The sequence below is a fragment of the Methylotuvimicrobium sp. KM2 genome (assembly GCF_038051925.1).
Classification (GTDB): domain Bacteria; phylum Pseudomonadota; class Gammaproteobacteria; order Methylococcales; family Methylomonadaceae; genus Methylotuvimicrobium.
The window spans coordinates 1,174,502-1,191,209 of sequence record NZ_CP150634.1 but is presented as its reverse complement, the minus strand read 5'-3'; the positions used below and the strand labels follow the sequence as shown (position 1 = coordinate 1,191,209).

Here is a 16,708-nt window from a genome sequence, read left to right as displayed (position 1 = left end):
GGCCTTGGGGTGCCCGTCAAAGGACGCCGTAAACCCAGCGCCTAAATAAGCCATGATCCTAAAAAGAGCAGTTGATACCCTCAAACTACCGTTCGCCCTGAGCCCGTCGAAGGGTGAATGGTAGTTTGAGGCTTCACCAAGACGGTGAAAGTGTTGTAGACCCTTCATGCTTCGACTTAGCTCAGCACGAACGGTCTACAACACATGTCAACTGCTCTTTTTAGGATGATTTTGAATCATTGCCAAGGATCTATGGAATTTAGGTGCTGGGTAAATACGTCCATGCTCTATGCCAGCTCCATGCTGCCCCTCACCTAGCGCTAGGTGAGGGGCGGAGCACCCCAAGGCCTCCTGTGATAATGCCGAAATTTGAAGCGCGAAAGGTATTACTCCGCGTAATTGCCTAGTAAACCCAGTCGTTGTGTGCCAACGGCATACGATTCAACAAGTCCCGACGCTCACGCCAGTCTGGAAGAAGCTTTTCCATATGGGCCTTAAACCGTTCATTATGCGTACGTTCAAGCAGATGCACCAACTCATGCACTAGGATATATTCCAAACACTCGGGCGGCTTCTTCGCCAACTCTAAGTTCAGCCAAATACGCTTTGCTTGCGTGTTACAGCTGCCCCACTTGGTTTTCATCCTCTTAACGCCCCAATCGGCAGCGGCTACGCCTATTTTGTTTTGCCAAACAGTCAATAAGTCGGCGATTCGTTTCTTTAACGCATCTCGGTAAAACGAGTTCAGTACCAAAGCCCTGTTTTCAGCCGTCGCAGACGTACTGACATACAGGTGTAACCAACCACGTCCCAACTTGATTTCATGTTTACCGGAGCGCTCTACGACATTGAGCCGATAGCGTTTTCCCCATAAGTAGTGACATTCGCCACTCACCATTTCCCTGTCAGACTGACGGGGTTGTTTGGCAAATCCGCTTTGCTGCTTTTTGATCCAGGGAATGCGACTGATCACCGCCATACGAATAGCCGTATCCGTCATGGATTCCGGCGCAGACACCCGCACGCGGCCATCAGGCGGCAACACGCTGATATGCAGATTTTTAATTGCCTTGCGATTCAACTGCATCGCAATCGAACCGATTTCAATCATTGCCATCACTGATACTCTTTCTGCGCCTTGGCCAGTTCCATTACGCCTTGAATATCCACGTTATAACCAGCCGTTTCTTCCCTGATAGCATTGGCAATTTCACGCTCTTTAAAACGATCACCCGCCCAATCAGCCTTTTTGGTGTAACGAATCGCAGTATCAATTTTCGTTGCCAATACTTCATCATTGCCAAAGTTATCGTAGAAAGCTCGCTTGGCATTTGTGTCTATGGAAGGCGGGTAATTCGAAGTCGTTTGATCCGGGCGAATGACCTTGCGAGACAGCTCGCGAATTCGCTCCAGATATTCCTGATATTCAATGGCCTTTTGTCTGCGTAACTCAATCAATTCATCTAATAAAACAGACATCTGTTCGTAATATTTCGGATTAACAGGATTTTCATCCACGATGGTTTTACGCACATTGTTTTCGATGGTTTCAGACATGGCTTCTCGGTTCTTGCGGATACTCTCCGGCAAAGCATCCAAAGCATCGGCGCCTTTTTCGACAATCAGCTCGATGAGCCCGAGTTCTTCAAAATCCATCAAGGTTTCGCTATCATCAGCCCGAATATACATATCTAACAGGTGGCGCATCGCGGGTTCAAAGCGCTTCATCTCCACTAAATCACCGCCGGCCAGTTTTACCTCGTCGCGAACCTTTTCAAAGTGGGCGACTTCCGACCGGATTGCCTCAACGTCTTGTGCAGAATATCCGGCATCGACCATTTCGTTGGCGATATTGGCAAAGGCTCGCAGCAGCTTGGCCACGTTCTGGTACAGAGTTAATCTAAGCGCCTCCTTTTCAGTCAATTCATCCTGATTCGATCCTGACTCGCCACAAAAATAGTGAATGTAATCCTCGGTATTCCGCGGGGCTTTTACCGGCTCACATAAAGCGCGTACCATTTCCAGCGCATTATCCAAATCGAGCCTAGCTTGCTCTAAACGATCTTTTAATAGCCCGGCGACATCTTCCTTGTCGTAGCCGTCAAATGCGCCCTCCGTATAATCCGATACCGCTTTATCCAATGAGCGGAACAGGTCTTTGTAATCGATGATATAACCGTATTCTTTGTCATCACCATCCAAACGGTTTACCCGACAGATCGCCTGAAACAGGTTGTGATCGGCCATTTGCTTGTCGATATACAAATACGTTGCCGAAGGCGCATCAAAGCCGGTTAAGAGCTTATCGACCACAATCAGCAAGCGCATTTGCCCTGGCTCATTCACGAAGCGTTTTATCACTTCCTTTTCGAACTCCCCCACGCGCCTGGCTGCCAGCTCTTCAGGTTGCTCGAAATAATCCGCCAACATCTTGCGGTAGGTGTCGTATTTGAACAGCTTTTCCGTTAAGCCTTCACCGGTTTCTTCACCCTTAATGCCGGCAGCGTTAGGTTGGAAACTGGTAACAATGGCAATCTTGCCTGCCAAATCGGTTTGGCTGAACATCTCATAGGCCTTACAAACTTGATACACACTGGAGCACACCAACATGGCATTGCCGCGTCCGTCCATCAGGCGCGGCTTGGTATCCATGTCCAGTAGGATGTCATTCACAATCTGCTGCAAGCGCGATTTGCTGGACAGCACCTTTTGCATGGTGCCCCATTTCTGCTTGAGCTGTGTTTTGGCTAATCGAGACAGGCCGCGGGTTTTCGCCTCGAACCATTCATCCACTTTCTTCTGGGATGTGATGTTTTGGTCTATGTCTCGCGCTTCGTAGCGCAAATCGAGCACCACGCCATCGGCCACGGCCTCGTCGAATTTGTAGGTGTGGATATAGGGGCCAAATACCTCCACCGATTTTTTCTTGTCCTTTTTCATCAGCGGCGTACCGGTAAAGCCAACAAACATGGCCTGCGGCAGAATCGATTTCATCGCTTCGTGTAACTTGCCCGATTGAGTACGGTGACACTCATCGACAAATACAAATAGGTCGCCTTTGGCATTGAAATCCGATGGCAGAGACTTCTTCAGCTCCTCGATAAACTCATCGGTCGCGGCATCATTTTCCGAGTCAGACTGTCGCCCAAACTTATGCACCAACGAACACACCAACCAAGGATTGGGTTGATTGAGTGTCGCCACCAAGTCGGCACCGCTTTTGGTGCGATAAATATCTTCCTCAACACCGGTAAAGACCTTTTCAATCTGCTCGTCGAGCTCAGTGCGGTCGGTCACGATCAGCACGCGGGCATCTTTCACATTTTCGCGTATCCACTTGGCCAGCCACACCATGGTTAAGCTTTTACCCGAGCCTTGCGTATGCCAAATAATGCCGCCTTCACGCCGGGCAATATGGCGCTTGGCTGCTTCAATGCCAAAAAATTGGTTATGACGGCAGGTTTTCTTTACGCCAGCGTCAAATACAATGAAGTCGTGGATAATTTGCAAAAAGCGCTGCTTGCTACAAACGCGGCTCAGATGAAACTCCAGCTTATGATCGTATGGATTGGCGACGTCTTCTTTCCACTCCAGATAATGCTTTTCCGGCGTTTCAATCGTGCCGTAGCGAAGGCCTTGAGTATCGTTGCCTGCCATCACTAATTGCATGGTGGTGAAGAAATTGCGGATAAAGTCTTTCTTCTGGTTATCGAGATTCTGGCGGATACCTTCAGAAACCGAAACCGATGAGCGTTTCATCTCTATCACGCCTAAAGCAATACCATTCACATACAACACGATGTCCGGGCGTTTTTTGTTCTCGCCTTTAATGGAGACCTCTTCGGCAATGGCGAAATCATTGGCTTCAGGATTGTTCCAATCAATCAGCCATACCGTTTCATTCTGATGGCCCGCGCCTTCTTTATCCTTTACGCCATAACGCAGCAAGCGATAGACCTCTTTGTTGGCATAGTAGAGCTTTTTACCTTCGCCCAGTGCTGCCGCCGTATCCAACTGGCGAATGGCGCGATTAATCAAGGCTTCGCTCACACCGCGGCTTTTTAGCCAATCGACAAGGATATCGACCTCAATATTCTTATTATTGGCGCGATCCTGCCAATTACCTAAATAGCGGTAGCCTAAGTCAGCTTGAAAAAACTGAACAATACGGTTTTGGGTAATGCGCTCGCGCTGGCCGACGTTACTCATACCTTATCCTTACTCCCTTTTGATTGAAAAACCGTCTAAGAATAAAAAGGCATGGGATGTGTCTATCGAGGACAGCCGTGAACCCGTCCATGGGGGCTTGACGGCAGCGTTCCCTGCTGCCGACATCCTCGCTAGCCACACCCCATACCTTCATAAAGTTAACCATTTTTTGAGTATAAAGGGAGTAGTTATCGATATAAAACTGTTTTTAAATAGTCTTCTGTTGATTCAAACTCTGGTTCTTTGCCTGTTAGTGCTTTCGTCAACGGTACAATTTTTGTTCTTACACCCATGCCGCGATAATCGACGTAACCATAATCGCGTAAAACTTCCATGACTATGGTATTTCTCGGCGAGCGCTGACCAGCCTTCATTTTTTCCACAGTCATCGAGTTTGGTAAAGCGCCGGGGCTAATAACCTCCAGCCGGTCGGAATAACTGGCTACTTCAATCTCAACAAAGCGTGTCCAGTCGCGGTGGGCAAGTGCATTAATCAAAGACTCACGAACGGCTTCGAGAGGGTAAAACCATGTTGTCTCTCGTCTCAAATCCTGATTTATCCGGGCGGCTTCCTGAGAAATAAAGGGCTTCATGGCCGACATGAAACGCTCAATAATGCCTCCATCCAGTAAGGTTTTGCTTGCGCCATGGCTATCCCAACGGCCGACCATTGGTCCGTCTATTAAATCGTCCAGTAATGCTTGATATTCTTTATCTTTCCCTTGAAAAGCAAGCGCACGTAACCCGGCCTGTTTAAGGTGGCGGCGTGGCGTTTTGCCAAATAGCACCAATCCAGCGATGGTACAGCAGGTATTTTCACCGGCCTCGGTGATAAAACCCAGCCCAAGCAAGCGTTGCCGCCATGCATCGGGCGTTTTCGGAATATCGGGGTCATTAAGAATATCACGTAAATAATTCAGTAAACGTGCGTCGTCCAAACTGTTTATATCGGTTCGAGGTACTGGCATCAATTCGGTATGCAACATGCCGCCCAGTTCAAACAGGCGCATCTGCTGTTCTCGGGTGGCCTGCCGCGAAGTCGAGCCGATGCGGATGTAGATTTCTTCTTTGCCTGCATGGCGAACCACATAAGGTTTAGAAATACCCATAGGAAAACTGACGACAGCAACCCGTTTGCCATTATCCAGCTTCACTTCTTCGTAAAAAGGCAGGATCATTGGGTGAATTTTATTTTGAAAAACATTCATCACCCATTCTTCAAGATCTTCCCTTTGCACCCCGTTAATCGTGCCGTCATCTTCGACACCAAGCAGAACCCGACCACCTTGAAAGTTGGCCATGGCAACCACTTCTTTAGCAAGCTGTTCAGGGCGAATATCATCACGCTTAAATTCAACGCCTGAGTTTTCACCATTGGCAATAATTTCCAGTAATTCTGTTTTTAGCATAGCCTACACCTTGTTCATAAACTTAAATGCGGGCCTAAATACGCCACATATCCGCTTTTTTTCGGCATCGGGTTTCTGACTCAATACCTTTTAAGAGTGCAAGCCGTTGCGGCAAGCTCATATCAATGGGCATAAGATCCTCCCGCAGCAGCAGGCTTCACCAGGCGCGTCTTACCCGTTAGCAGTTCTTGCATCATGCCCTGTTTGATTTGGCGGGTTTTGCTCAGGCGTTGTTCCAGTGCCTGAATCTCTGCGTCCATATCAAACAGGATGGTAGCGATGGCGGTTTGTTCTTTTTCATCCGACGGCAACGTAATCTTGAATCCAGACATATCTTTATTTGTTATCTGGTTAATTGTTGCCCCCATAATTTCATTTATCTGATTCTGTATTAGATCTGATTGAAATTGGTAGAACACGAATACGGAGTGCTTAGTTCTAAATATCGACATAAATGCACCAAACGCACTTCCTTCTGCATTTTTATCAATTAACGCGCACTTTCCGATGAGCTGGCGACTTCCATTACGAACACAGATCAAAATATCGCCTTGCCTGACGATGACGCGTTCAGGCAGGTCCATATTGACAAAGACGTTATCCACGTAAGCCAATTTACCATTCTGGACATTGGACGAACGCAAAACCAATGTACCAAATTCAGCAACATCATTCGGCGAGTATGTTAGGCCGATAATCGTTTGGCCAATATCTCCGAGAGTCATAACTTCCCAATCCTCCGGAATCTCCCCCAACTCGCTTGGCTTGGTGCCTTTTGGTGTGCCATCTTCACGCAGGGCGAACTGCGGCAGGCGGGTGCGGCCGGTGAGGAGTTGTTGCATGGTGGCGGTTTTGATGGCCTGTTTTTTGGCGATCAGTTTTTCCAGCACGCTGATCAGCGCATCGACATCGGATAGGGCATTGGCGATGGCGGTTTGTTCTTCGATTGGAGGAAGTGCAATCATCGAGGCTCGAATTATGCCATTGTAAAGTCGAGCAATAGTACTGCCTTCAGAGGAAGCCCATTTAATTACCTTGTAATAGTGGTACAGGTATTCATTCAGCAATTTCCGTTTATTAATTTCGAGCCAAACAATATTTGAGTCTTGGAAATATGCGGGCTTGCCATCATAAACAACTGACTTCCCAAGTGTTCCAGCTGCTGAAATTAAAATATCACCTTCAGCAGGAAACGAATATTTTGCTTTGAACTCTTCATACAGAGAGTATGGAATATATGCATCTGGCTCACTTCCAAATGTACCTATTTTAAAAAATGGAATGGCACCTACTTTTTGAGTTTGCCCCGCAAGAATTCGCTTGCACATCCGAACTGCGGCAATCTCGCCGAGGCATGCAGCTTCCCAATCATAAGGAATAACTCCAACTTCGGTTTGCTTGTACCCAACCGGCACTTCATTCAATTGAGAATTGACAGTGGATAATTGATAGTGGCTACTCGCTTCTTTCACGGCGCTGTTTGTCATTTTCCATTCTCCATTTTCAACTTGCCACTCAACACCGCGCGCTCGCGTTCCAGCTCACGCTTCAATTCTTCTTCGGTCGGTAGATAAGGCAAATACTTGGCGGCAAATAGCTGTTTTTGCTCGGCCAATACCGAGTATTTCACTATAGCTTCGCTTTTCTCGCTGCAGAGCACCAGGCCAATGGTAGGATTGTCGTCATCTCCTTTGCGCTGCTCGTCGTAAAGGCGCACGTAAGTATCCATCTGGCCAATATCCTGATGTTTGAGTTTGCCCAGTTTCAGATCCACCAGCAGAAAGCATTTGAGTTTGAAGTTGTAAAATACCAAGTCGATATAGAAGTCTTCATCGTCAAAGCGAATGCGCTGTTGGCGCTCGACAAAGGCAAAGCCCTTGCCTAACTCCAATAAAAACTGTTGCAGGTTGCTGATAATGGCCTGCTCCAGTTCGTTTTCTTGGTAGGTTTTGTCTTGCAGGTTGAGGAAGTCGAGAATATACGGGTCACGCAGATAGTCTTGGGCTGTTTCGGCCAATGGCTGGGTGTTGGCCTCGGCTTCTTGCTCGACCCGTGCTCTGTCTTTGCTGGCCAGCAGGCGCTCGTAATAGAGCACGTTGATTTGGCGTTCTAATGCACGAGCACTCCAACTCTGGCTGATCGCCTCTTGCAGATACCAATCCCTTGCGGCTGGATTGTCGATACGCATTAAGGCTCGGTAGTGTGTCCAGCTTAATTCACTACGCACTGCGTCGTGAATTGGAAAAGCTAGATAAAACTGGCGCATATTACGCAGGTTGCCAACGTCAAAGCCTTTGCCTAAGCGTTCTGTTAACTGTTGGGAGAGTTGCTGTAATTGTTGCTTGCCATAGACCGCACGGCTTTCACCCTGTTGTTCTTCCTCAACAATTAGGCGACCAATCTCCCAATAACTTTGTACCATGGCAATGTTTACCGTTTGACGAACTTGGCTGCGCGCTTGCTCAATCTGGCGGGCAATGGCATCCACCAGATGGTTTAATCCGGTGAAGTTTAATTCACTCATACCGACCACTCCAAGCCCATGGCTTTTAGGTGCCCTGCTACTTTGTCGCTAAACTGCTCTACCGATTGGATAATAGCCGGTAACGGCTCGCTATAGCGCTCTTCCAATTCTTTCACTCGATTGGCCAGTTGCTGCGTCACTCGTTCGATTTCGGCAACAATGTTGCTTTCCAGTGTCGCCAGCCATTTATCTTCAACAATCAGGACTTTGATCTCGTCGATGCTCAGTTTGGGATACTGCTTAAACACGGCTAAATCGAGGGCATCTTGCGCCTCTTTCAGGGCTTTTTTGGACTCCGCTTCGGCATCGAACAGTTTCTTGGCCTGTTTAAGGGCGGCCTTTTCTTCCGGGTCTGCTGCCAGCTTCAAGCGTTCGGTAACCGTGGCTTTGGTGACTTTGTCTTTATCGTTCAGCGCTTCACTCAGCAGGCCATCTTCGCCGCCGTTTTCTTCCAAGTAGGTTTCCAGTTCTTGGCCGGCGCTATCGAGTGCGCCTTGCATGGCATCCGCTTGTTGCTGTTCGCTGGAGAAGAAACGGGCGATGATCAAAGCCGGTGGAATCAATTCGGCTTTGTATTTGGTTTTGTTAATCACCAAATCCGGCGTTTCTTTGAGTTTTTCGCCCTTTTTAACCGCCAATTCGCGCAGTACCTTACCTGCGGGCCAGTCATCCTGCACCAGTACATAGACATCGTCTTGCAGGGTATCCGCCCAGTAATCCATCAAAATCTGGTAAATGTCGTATTTGCTGAGCAGTGAGTTGCTGGAATAGCTTTCCAACAAGTCTTCACTAATGCGGTGAATGATCTGTTTTGGCTGTTCACCTGGTGCTATGGCTTTTAAGTTGGCGCGCTCAGACCAATCGGTAAAGGGCACAAGGCTCGCTGCGGCAAAGCTTTTAAATTCCTGGTGATTGAGAATGGTGCTTTTCACCTCGCTGGCTTTGACCAACGCTTGGCTGTAACCTTCGCGCACGGGTTCGAACAGGCTGGCGCGAATACTGGGGAAGACTTGCCAGTAACGTTCCAAAGCATCGATATCGGCATTGGGAATACCGCCCTGCAAATGGGCACTTAAGTCATGCAGGTCTTCCGGCTCGCTGGAATCAATGTAACGCGGAATATTCAGGTTGTAATCATTCGCGGCGATTTCGCTTACGGGCACCATGCGGGAATAGCGCGGCTGCTCCAGTTGTTTGGTGAACACATCGACGATTTTGTGAATATCCTGGCTGCGCAGACGGTTTTTGTTGCCGTCTTTCATAAAGCCTTTGCTGGCATCGACCATAAAAATGCCTTTCCTTGCTTGCGCGTGCTCTTTGTCGATCACAATAATGCAGGCAGGAATGCCTGTGCCGTAAAACAAGTTGGCGGGCAGACCGATGATGCCTTTGATGTAGCCTTGTTTAATCAGATTTTCACGAATGCGCGCTTCGGCATTGCCACGGAACAGGACACCATGGGGCAGAATCACCGCGCCTTTGCCGGTGCTTTTCAGGCTTTTGATAATGTGCAGCAGAAAAGTGTAGTCGCCGTTTTTTTCCGGCGGAATGCCCCAGGTAAAACGGCCAAATTCATCTTCTTGCGGATTAATGCCGCTGGTCCAGTTTTTATTGGAGAACGGCGGGTTGGCGACAGCGAAGTCAAAGGTTTTAAGCCGGCCGTTGGCGTCTTTCCACTGGGGATCGGAAATGGTATTGCCCTTCCAGATTTTAGCGGTGGCGGTGTTGTGCAGAATCATGTTCATACGCGCCAAGGCACTGGTGGCATTGTCCATTTCCTGTCCGAAAATACTCAAACCACGCGGCGCTTCATCGCTGGCTTTTAACAATAGCGAGCCTGAGCCACAGGTGGGGTCGTAGACGGTTGCGTCTTGCGGCGTATCGCTATTGATACCAATGACTTTCGCGAGAATGCGCGAGACTTCCGACGGCGTATAAAATTGGCCCTTAGACTTGCCCGATTCGGTGGCGAAGTGGCGCATCAGGTATTCGTAAGCATCGCCAAGTAAGTCGTCACCATCGGCGCGGTTATCAGCCAGGTTTAAGCCTTCAAAAATACCGACCAATTTACCTAGTCGGTCAACCATTTCTTTGCCTTTGCCGAGCTTGTCTTCATCGTTAAAGTCGGCCACGTCGATGACGCCTTTCAGGTCGTTCTCTTCAGCAAGCGCACTGATAACCTTATTGATTTTATCGCCGATTTCTTTGTCACCTTTTAGCGCAACCATATCGTCGAAGCTGGCACCTTGAGGCACCACGATCATGCCGTAAGGGTCGCCTTTGTACTTATCGGAGACGTACTTCATAAACAGCAGGGTCAGTACGTAGTCTTTGTACTGACTGGCATCCATACCGCCGCGCAGTTCGTCGCAGCTAGCCCAAAGGGAGGAGTAGAGTTCGGTTTTCTTAATAGCCATGGTTATTCCTTACTGTGCCGGGCGCTTGCCCGGTCCGTTTATATACCTTTCGAACTTCAAACTTCGGTAGTCTTGTTTATACTCATCGGAGATCAAAATTCGGCGCCGGGGTGCCCGTCAAAGGACGCCGTGAATACGTCCCTGTAGGCTCTATGCCAGCTCCATGCTGGCAAAGCCTTTGCCGAGCACCCCGGCGCCTCCTTAGGCACTGCCGAAATTTGAAGTGCGAAAGGTATAAACGCAGGCGCGGTTATGATAACGCTGCCATTTACCAAACCCGCGATTTGTTGCAATGGCTCTCATGACGTCCCGGCCAATAGCAATTTAGCTGCAGCGAGGAGCAGCATTTAGATTGATGTGTATGGCAGGACACTCCAGCGATGAAGTTTGACCGGCGAAAGGTCCCGCTTGTAGTACCAACCCCTGCTCTCCGCTCCCGACTTACTGCTCACCCTACTCATCACAAATCCGCCAAATTCCCTTTGGTTTCGAGCCAATGCTTGCGATCCGGCGAGCGTTTTTTGGCTAATAGTAAATCCAGTTGTTCGCTGGTATCGTCGTCTTCGGTTACCGTTAATTGCACGAGCCGGCGGGTATCGGGGTTCATCGTCGTTTCGCGAAGCTGACTCGGGTTCATTTCGCCCAAGCCTTTGAAACGCTGAACATTGATCTGGCCTTTCAACTTCTCCGCCTTAATTCGATCCAAAACGCCTTGCCGCTCGGATTCGTCGAGCGCATAAAAGACTTTTTTGCCGATATCGACCCGGTACAACGGCGGCATTGCAACGAAAACATGACCGGCTTGCACCAGCGCCTTGAAATGTTGGTAAAACAATGCGCAAATCAATGTTGCAATATGATTTCCGTCCGAGTCCGCGTCTGCCAAAATACATACCTTGCCGTAGCGCAGGCTTCGCAAATCATCCGAACCCGGCTCTATGCCCAGGGCCACCGCGATATCGTGAACTTCTTGGGAGGCCATGACTTGGCTCGAATCAACTTCCCAAGTATTTAGGATTTTCCCCCGTAGCGGCATGATTGCCTGAAACTCTCGGTCTCTAGCCTGTTTAGCCGAACCGCCGGCCGAATCGCCCTCAACCAAAAACAACTCGGATCGACCAATATCCTGACCGGAACAATCTGCAAGCTTACCGGGTAGCGCCGGTCCCGATGTCAATTTCTTACGAACGATTTTCTTGGCGGATTTCAATCGTTTTTGCGCGCTGGCAATGATGATTTCGGCAATTTTTTCGCCTTCGGAGGGATGCTGATTCAGCCAAAGACTGAAACCGTCTTTAGCAACGCCCGAGACGAACGCGACACATTCGCGCGAACTCAATCGCTCTTTGGTTTGTCCCGAAAACTGAGGATCTTCCAATTTGACCGACAAAATAAAATGGCAGTGCTCCCAGACATCTTCCGGAGAAACCTTGATGCCTCGCGGCAATAGGTTTCTGAAATCGCAAAACTCGCGCATCGCTTCAGTCAAGCCGGCCCGCAAACCATTGACATGCGTGCCCCCTTGCGCGGTCGGTACCAAATTGACATAACTTTCGTTAATCGCTTCCGGCAAACTATCCGCCGTCCACACGATACCCCATTCGACCGCTTCATGATCGGACGTCATTTTGCCCATGAACGGCGGTTCGGGATAAAATTCGGCATCTCCTACACGATCGAGTAAATATTCCTTTAAGCCGTCTTGGTAGCACCACTGCCATTGCTCATCGGTAAATTTGGATTGCAAAGTAATATTGAGACCCGGGCATAATACCGCTTTCGCTCTCAATACATGCCTGAGTTTACTAACCGAAATCTTACTCGAATCGAAATATTTTTCATTCGGCCAAAACTTGACCGAAGTACCGGTATTGTTGCGGCCCACCGAGCCCATTTCGGTCAACTCGCTCTGCTTTTCGCCGTCGGCAAAGGTCATGCGATACACCTTACCGCCCCGCTTGACCTCAATCTCCAATTGGGCCGACAAGGCATTCACGACCGACACACCGACACCGTGCAAACCGCCGGAGAACTGATAATTTTTATTCGAGAATTTCCCGCCGGCATGCAGTTGCGTCAAAATCACTTCGACACCGGGAATACCCTGCTCCGGATGAATGTCGACCGGCATTCCTCGGCCGTTATCGCCGACCGACACCGAACCGTCTTTGTATAACACGACAGCAATCGTATCGGCATGTCCCGCTATCGCTTCATCGACGCTATTGTCGACAACCTCCTGAACCAAATGATTCGGCCGGGTCGTATCGGTATACATACCCGGCCGTTTTCGGACCGGTTCCAAGCCGCTTAATACTTCTATCGCGGCTGCATTGTAATCATTACTCATACTTCCTAATCACTCATTATCCAATTTCATATATAATGGCCGGTTTGATTCCATCGCCCAATTTCTACCTACTATTTTATCTACATGCCGAAAAAAAAAACCACGAATTTATTCGAAGAGTCCCTAGCCGAGCTTGAGCAACTCGTCGAGCAAATGGAACAAGGTGAGCTATCTTTAGAAGATTCGTTAAAATCATTTGAACGCGGCGTCGCTTTGACCCGAACCTGCCAAAAAGCCTTGCAGGAAGCCGAACAGAAAGTTCAGATTTTACTGGAAAAAAACGGCACTCAAACTCTGGAGCCCTTCACCGATGAGTAACGCACTGAAAGACTATCTGACCTTTTGTCAAAACCGAGTCGAAAGAGCCTTGGAAGCCCGGCTGCCAAGCGAAAATCAAATTCCGACAAAATTGCACGAAGCCATGCGCTATTGCGTGCTGGACGGCGGTAAACGCATGCGGCCAATGCTAACCTACTGTACAGGAAAAGCCTTGGGCATTGCACCGGAAGATTTAGACGGAGCGGCCTGTGCGGTTGAATTCATTCATGTTTATTCGTTGATACATGACGATTTGCCGGCCATGGACGACGACGATCTCAGGCGCGGAAAGCCGACCTGCCATATCGCTTATGATGAAGCGACCGCCATTCTGACCGGAGACGCACTGCAAGCACTGGCATTCAAAGTCTTGGCGGACGATCCAACCATCCAAGCCGATGCCGAAAGCCGTCTAAAAATGATTACGATGCTGGCCAAGGCTAGCGGCTCTCAAGGCATGGTCGGCGGCCAAGCCATCGATTTAGAATCGGTCGGCACAATACTGACGCTGCCTCAGCTTGAAAATATGCATATCCACAAAACCGGTGCGTTAATCCGAGCCAGCGTCAACATGGCGACATTAACGAAGCCCGATATAGACCCTAACCAAGCAGAAGGCCTCGATCATTATGCGAAATGCATCGGCCTATCTTTCCAAGTCAAGGACGATATTTTGGACGAGGAAAGCGATACCGCAACACTCGGCAAAACCCAAGGTAAGGACAAGGACAACGACAAGCCGACTTACCCTGCCTTACTCGGCTTAGCCGGAGCAAAGCAAAAAGCCCAGGAACTTCATGAGCAAGCCATTGAAAGCTTAAAGGGATTCGGCTCCGAAGCCGATTTGCTTCGCGACCTGTCGCTTTATATTATTCAGCGGGATCATTAATAACCGACTTGAACACTCAGGTATTAATCTGCATAATCAGTCGGCAACCGCGTCCGTACCGATCAACAAGGAATCGATTTATTCATGAAAATCACAGGAAAATTCCCCATACTAGACAGCGTCAAGCTTCCCTCCGACCTTAGAAAACTGCCGAAGGAACTATTAAAACCGCTTGCCAAAGAACTGCGCGAATACCTAACTCACACGGTCAGTATTTCCGGCGGGCATTTCTCGGCAGGTCTCGGCACCGTGGAGTTGACCGTGGCGCTGCATTACGTATTCGATACGCCGCACGATCAATTAGTCTGGGATGTCGGCCACCAGGCCTATCCGCATAAGATCCTAACCGGGCGCAAGGAGCGCATGACGACGATCCGCACCCGCGACGGTATCTGCGCGTTTCCGAATCGTGACGAGAGCGAGTACGATGCCTTCGGCGTCGGCCATTCAAGCACGTCGATCAGCGCGGCCTTAGGCATGGCGATCGCATCGGGTTTGCGCGGCGAGGACAAGCACTGCGTCGCGATCATCGGCGACGGCAGCATCACCGGCGGCATGGCCTTCGAGGCGATGAATCATGCCGGTGCGATCGATGCGAATCTACTGGTGATCCTAAACGATAACGATATGTCGATTTCGCCGAATGTCGGCGCGTTGAATAATTATCTGACTAAGATTCTGTCGAGTAAGATTTATTCTTCGGTACGCGAAGAAAGCAAGAAAGTCTTGAGCAGCATGCCGAGCGTCTGGGAACTGGCGCGCAAGACCGAGGAGCACATGAAAGGCATGATCGTGCCGGGCACCTTGTTCGAGGAAATGGGTTTCAATTATATCGGCCCGATCGACGGTCACGATCTGGACATGCTGGTGTCGACGCTGGAGAATCTGAAGCAAATTTCCGGCCCGCGCTTCTTGCATATCGTCACCAAGAAAGGCAAGGGCTATCCGCCGGCGGAGAAAGACCCGCTTGCCTATCACGGCGTCCCGGCCTTCGACCCGAGCCGGGATTGCCTGCCGAAATCGGCTCCTTCTCCGCATCCGACTTATACGCAGGTGTTCGGCCAATGGCTCTGCGACATGGCCGAGCAGGACGAGCGCCTGTGCGGCATCACCCCGGCGATGCGCGAAGGCTCGGGCTTGGTCGCATTTTCCGAACGCTTTCCGAAGCGCTATTTCGATGTCGCCATCGCCGAGCAGCATGCCGTAACCTTGGCGGCGGGCCTGGCTTGCGAGGGCGCAAAGCCGGTCGTCGCGATCTATTCGACATTTTTACAACGCGGCTACGATCAATTGATACACGATGTGGTCTTGCAAGACTTGGATGTATTGTTCGCGCTCGACCGCGCGGGTTTGGTCGGCCCGGACGGCCCGACCCATGCCGGCAGTTTCGATTACACCTACATGCGCTGTTTGCCGAATATGCTGATCATGGCGCCGGCCGATGAAAACGAATGCCGGCAGATGCTCTATACCGGTTATATTCATAAAGGCCCGGCTTCGGTGCGTTATCCGCGCGGCAAGGGTCCTGGCGTGCCGGTCGATTGCAGCATGACCGCCCTACCGATCGGCAAGGCCGAAATTCGCCACCAAGGCGGACGTATCGCGATGCTCGCCTTCGGCAGCATGGTAGCGCCGTCGATCGAGGCCGGTAAGCAACTCGGCGCGACCGTCGTCAACATGCGTTTCGTCAAGCCGCTCGATGAAGCGTTGATTCTGGAACTGGCCAAGAGTCACGATGTCATCGTGACAGTCGAGGAAAACGTCGTCGCCGGCGGCGCCGGCAGCGCGGTCAACGAATTTCTGCAGGCACAAAGAATCGTGATGCCGGTGTTGAATATCGGCCTGCCCGACGCCTTCATCGAACAGGGTACGCGCGAGGAATTACTGAGTTTTTGCGGATTGGATACCCAAGGCATTCGGCAGAGCATCGAGCAATTTTGCGCGTGACATCATTGGCGAAAGCCGGCTTTGCTCGATTGACCATAGATAAACCTAAATTCGGCAGTTCAACCATGAAGCACATGAAGTTCATGAAGTATTTCAATAGATTACCTAAACATTGCAGCTAACCTTTCGGGTGAGCGAAAGTTGTTCATAAACGAATGACAAGTTATTGAGTTAACTTCTTATTCTTCATGATCTTCATGGTGAAATGCTTTTTCTAAGATAAAGCACTTCGCCTAGGGGCGAATTCATTGAATTCAGGATAATTAGGACTTCGAAACAAACCGTGGAAGTTGAGCGTCGGTGGCTTCGAAAATCGCGACGAAGGCGTCGCTCCCACAGAGAGCGGAAAACGCTCTGTGGGAGCGATCCCCTGATCGTCCCTCACCTAGCGTTAGGTGAGGGAAGGCCGAGAGTGATAAGTCACAATAAATGGCATCGAGGTCTCATGGGTTAAGCTTGCAAAAGGGTAATTTTTGACTTATGTATAACGATGAGCGCTGGAACATGGGAACGATAGCGGATGTGAATATACCTATCGCACTTCATATTTCGGCATTGACGTATGATGGAGGCACCGGGGTGTTCGGCAAAGGCTTTGACAGCAGGGATGCTGTCACAGAGCCTACATGGACGTATTCACGGCGT

General features: G+C 49.8%; 10 protein-coding genes. 3 read left to right on the top strand and 7 right to left on the bottom strand.

The features are described from left to right. Positions 1-403: 403 nt before the first annotated feature. The 7 genes from WJM45_RS05300 to parE all read right to left on the bottom strand — a co-directional run bounded on the left by WJM45_RS05300 (position 404) and on the right by parE (position 12,909). Positions 404-1,117 carry a SprT family zinc-dependent metalloprotease gene (locus tag WJM45_RS05300; RefSeq protein WP_341327934.1) on the bottom strand — a complete coding sequence of 238 codons (714 nt, stop codon included), beginning with the start codon at positions 1,115-1,117 and terminating at the stop codon, positions 404-406. Beyond that, positions 1,117-4,209 (bottom strand): type I restriction endonuclease subunit R, encoded by a 3,093-nt coding sequence (locus WJM45_RS05295; protein ID WP_341327933.1) that lies wholly within the window; start codon positions 4,207-4,209, stop codon positions 1,117-1,119. The genes WJM45_RS05300 and WJM45_RS05295 overlap by 1 nt, the downstream gene beginning before the upstream one ends. 188 nt (positions 4,210-4,397) lie before the next feature. Next, the gene (locus WJM45_RS05290; RefSeq protein ID WP_341327932.1) at positions 4,398-5,618 is read right to left on the bottom strand and encodes an RNA-binding domain-containing protein; all 1,221 of its coding nucleotides are present in this window, start codon (positions 5,616-5,618) and stop codon (positions 4,398-4,400) included. Positions 5,619-5,740: 122 nt separating this feature from the next. Then, positions 5,741-7,105 carry a restriction endonuclease subunit S gene (locus WJM45_RS05285; RefSeq protein ID WP_341327931.1) on the bottom strand — a complete coding sequence of 455 codons (1,365 nt, stop codon included), beginning with the start codon at positions 7,103-7,105 and terminating at the stop codon, positions 5,741-5,743. Further along, positions 7,102-8,142: a PDDEXK nuclease domain-containing protein gene (locus WJM45_RS05280; protein WP_341327930.1), complete on the bottom strand. Its 1,041-nt coding sequence runs from the start codon at positions 8,140-8,142 to the stop codon at positions 7,102-7,104. The genes WJM45_RS05285 and WJM45_RS05280 overlap by 4 nt, the downstream gene beginning before the upstream one ends. Then, complete coding sequence (locus WJM45_RS05275) at positions 8,139-10,559, bottom strand: type I restriction-modification system subunit M (protein ID WP_341327929.1); 2,421 nt, start codon at positions 10,557-10,559, stop codon at positions 8,139-8,141. The genes WJM45_RS05280 and WJM45_RS05275 overlap by 4 nt, the downstream gene beginning before the upstream one ends. 460 nt (positions 10,560-11,019) lie before the next feature. Beyond that, complete coding sequence (parE, locus tag WJM45_RS05270; RefSeq protein WP_341327928.1) at positions 11,020-12,909, bottom strand: DNA topoisomerase IV subunit B; 1,890 nt, start codon at positions 12,907-12,909, stop codon at positions 11,020-11,022. A gap of 84 nt (positions 12,910-12,993) precedes the next feature. Between parE and WJM45_RS05265 the strand changes: the two genes are divergently transcribed. From WJM45_RS05265 to dxs, 3 genes are all read left to right on the top strand, one after another. Next, positions 12,994-13,227: an exodeoxyribonuclease VII small subunit gene (locus WJM45_RS05265; RefSeq protein ID WP_014149516.1), complete on the top strand. Its 234-nt coding sequence runs from the start codon at positions 12,994-12,996 to the stop codon at positions 13,225-13,227. Next, positions 13,220-14,116, top strand: coding sequence for a (2E,6E)-farnesyl diphosphate synthase (ispA, locus tag WJM45_RS05260; RefSeq protein WP_341327927.1), 897 nt, complete (start codon positions 13,220-13,222; stop codon positions 14,114-14,116). Before WJM45_RS05265 ends, ispA begins: the two co-directional genes overlap by 8 nt. Positions 14,117-14,200: 84 nt before the next feature. Beyond that, entirely contained in the window at positions 14,201-16,063 is a 1,863-nt protein-coding gene (dxs, locus tag WJM45_RS05255) for a 1-deoxy-D-xylulose-5-phosphate synthase (protein ID WP_341327926.1), read from the top strand. The last annotated feature ends 645 nt before the right edge of the window (positions 16,064-16,708 follow it).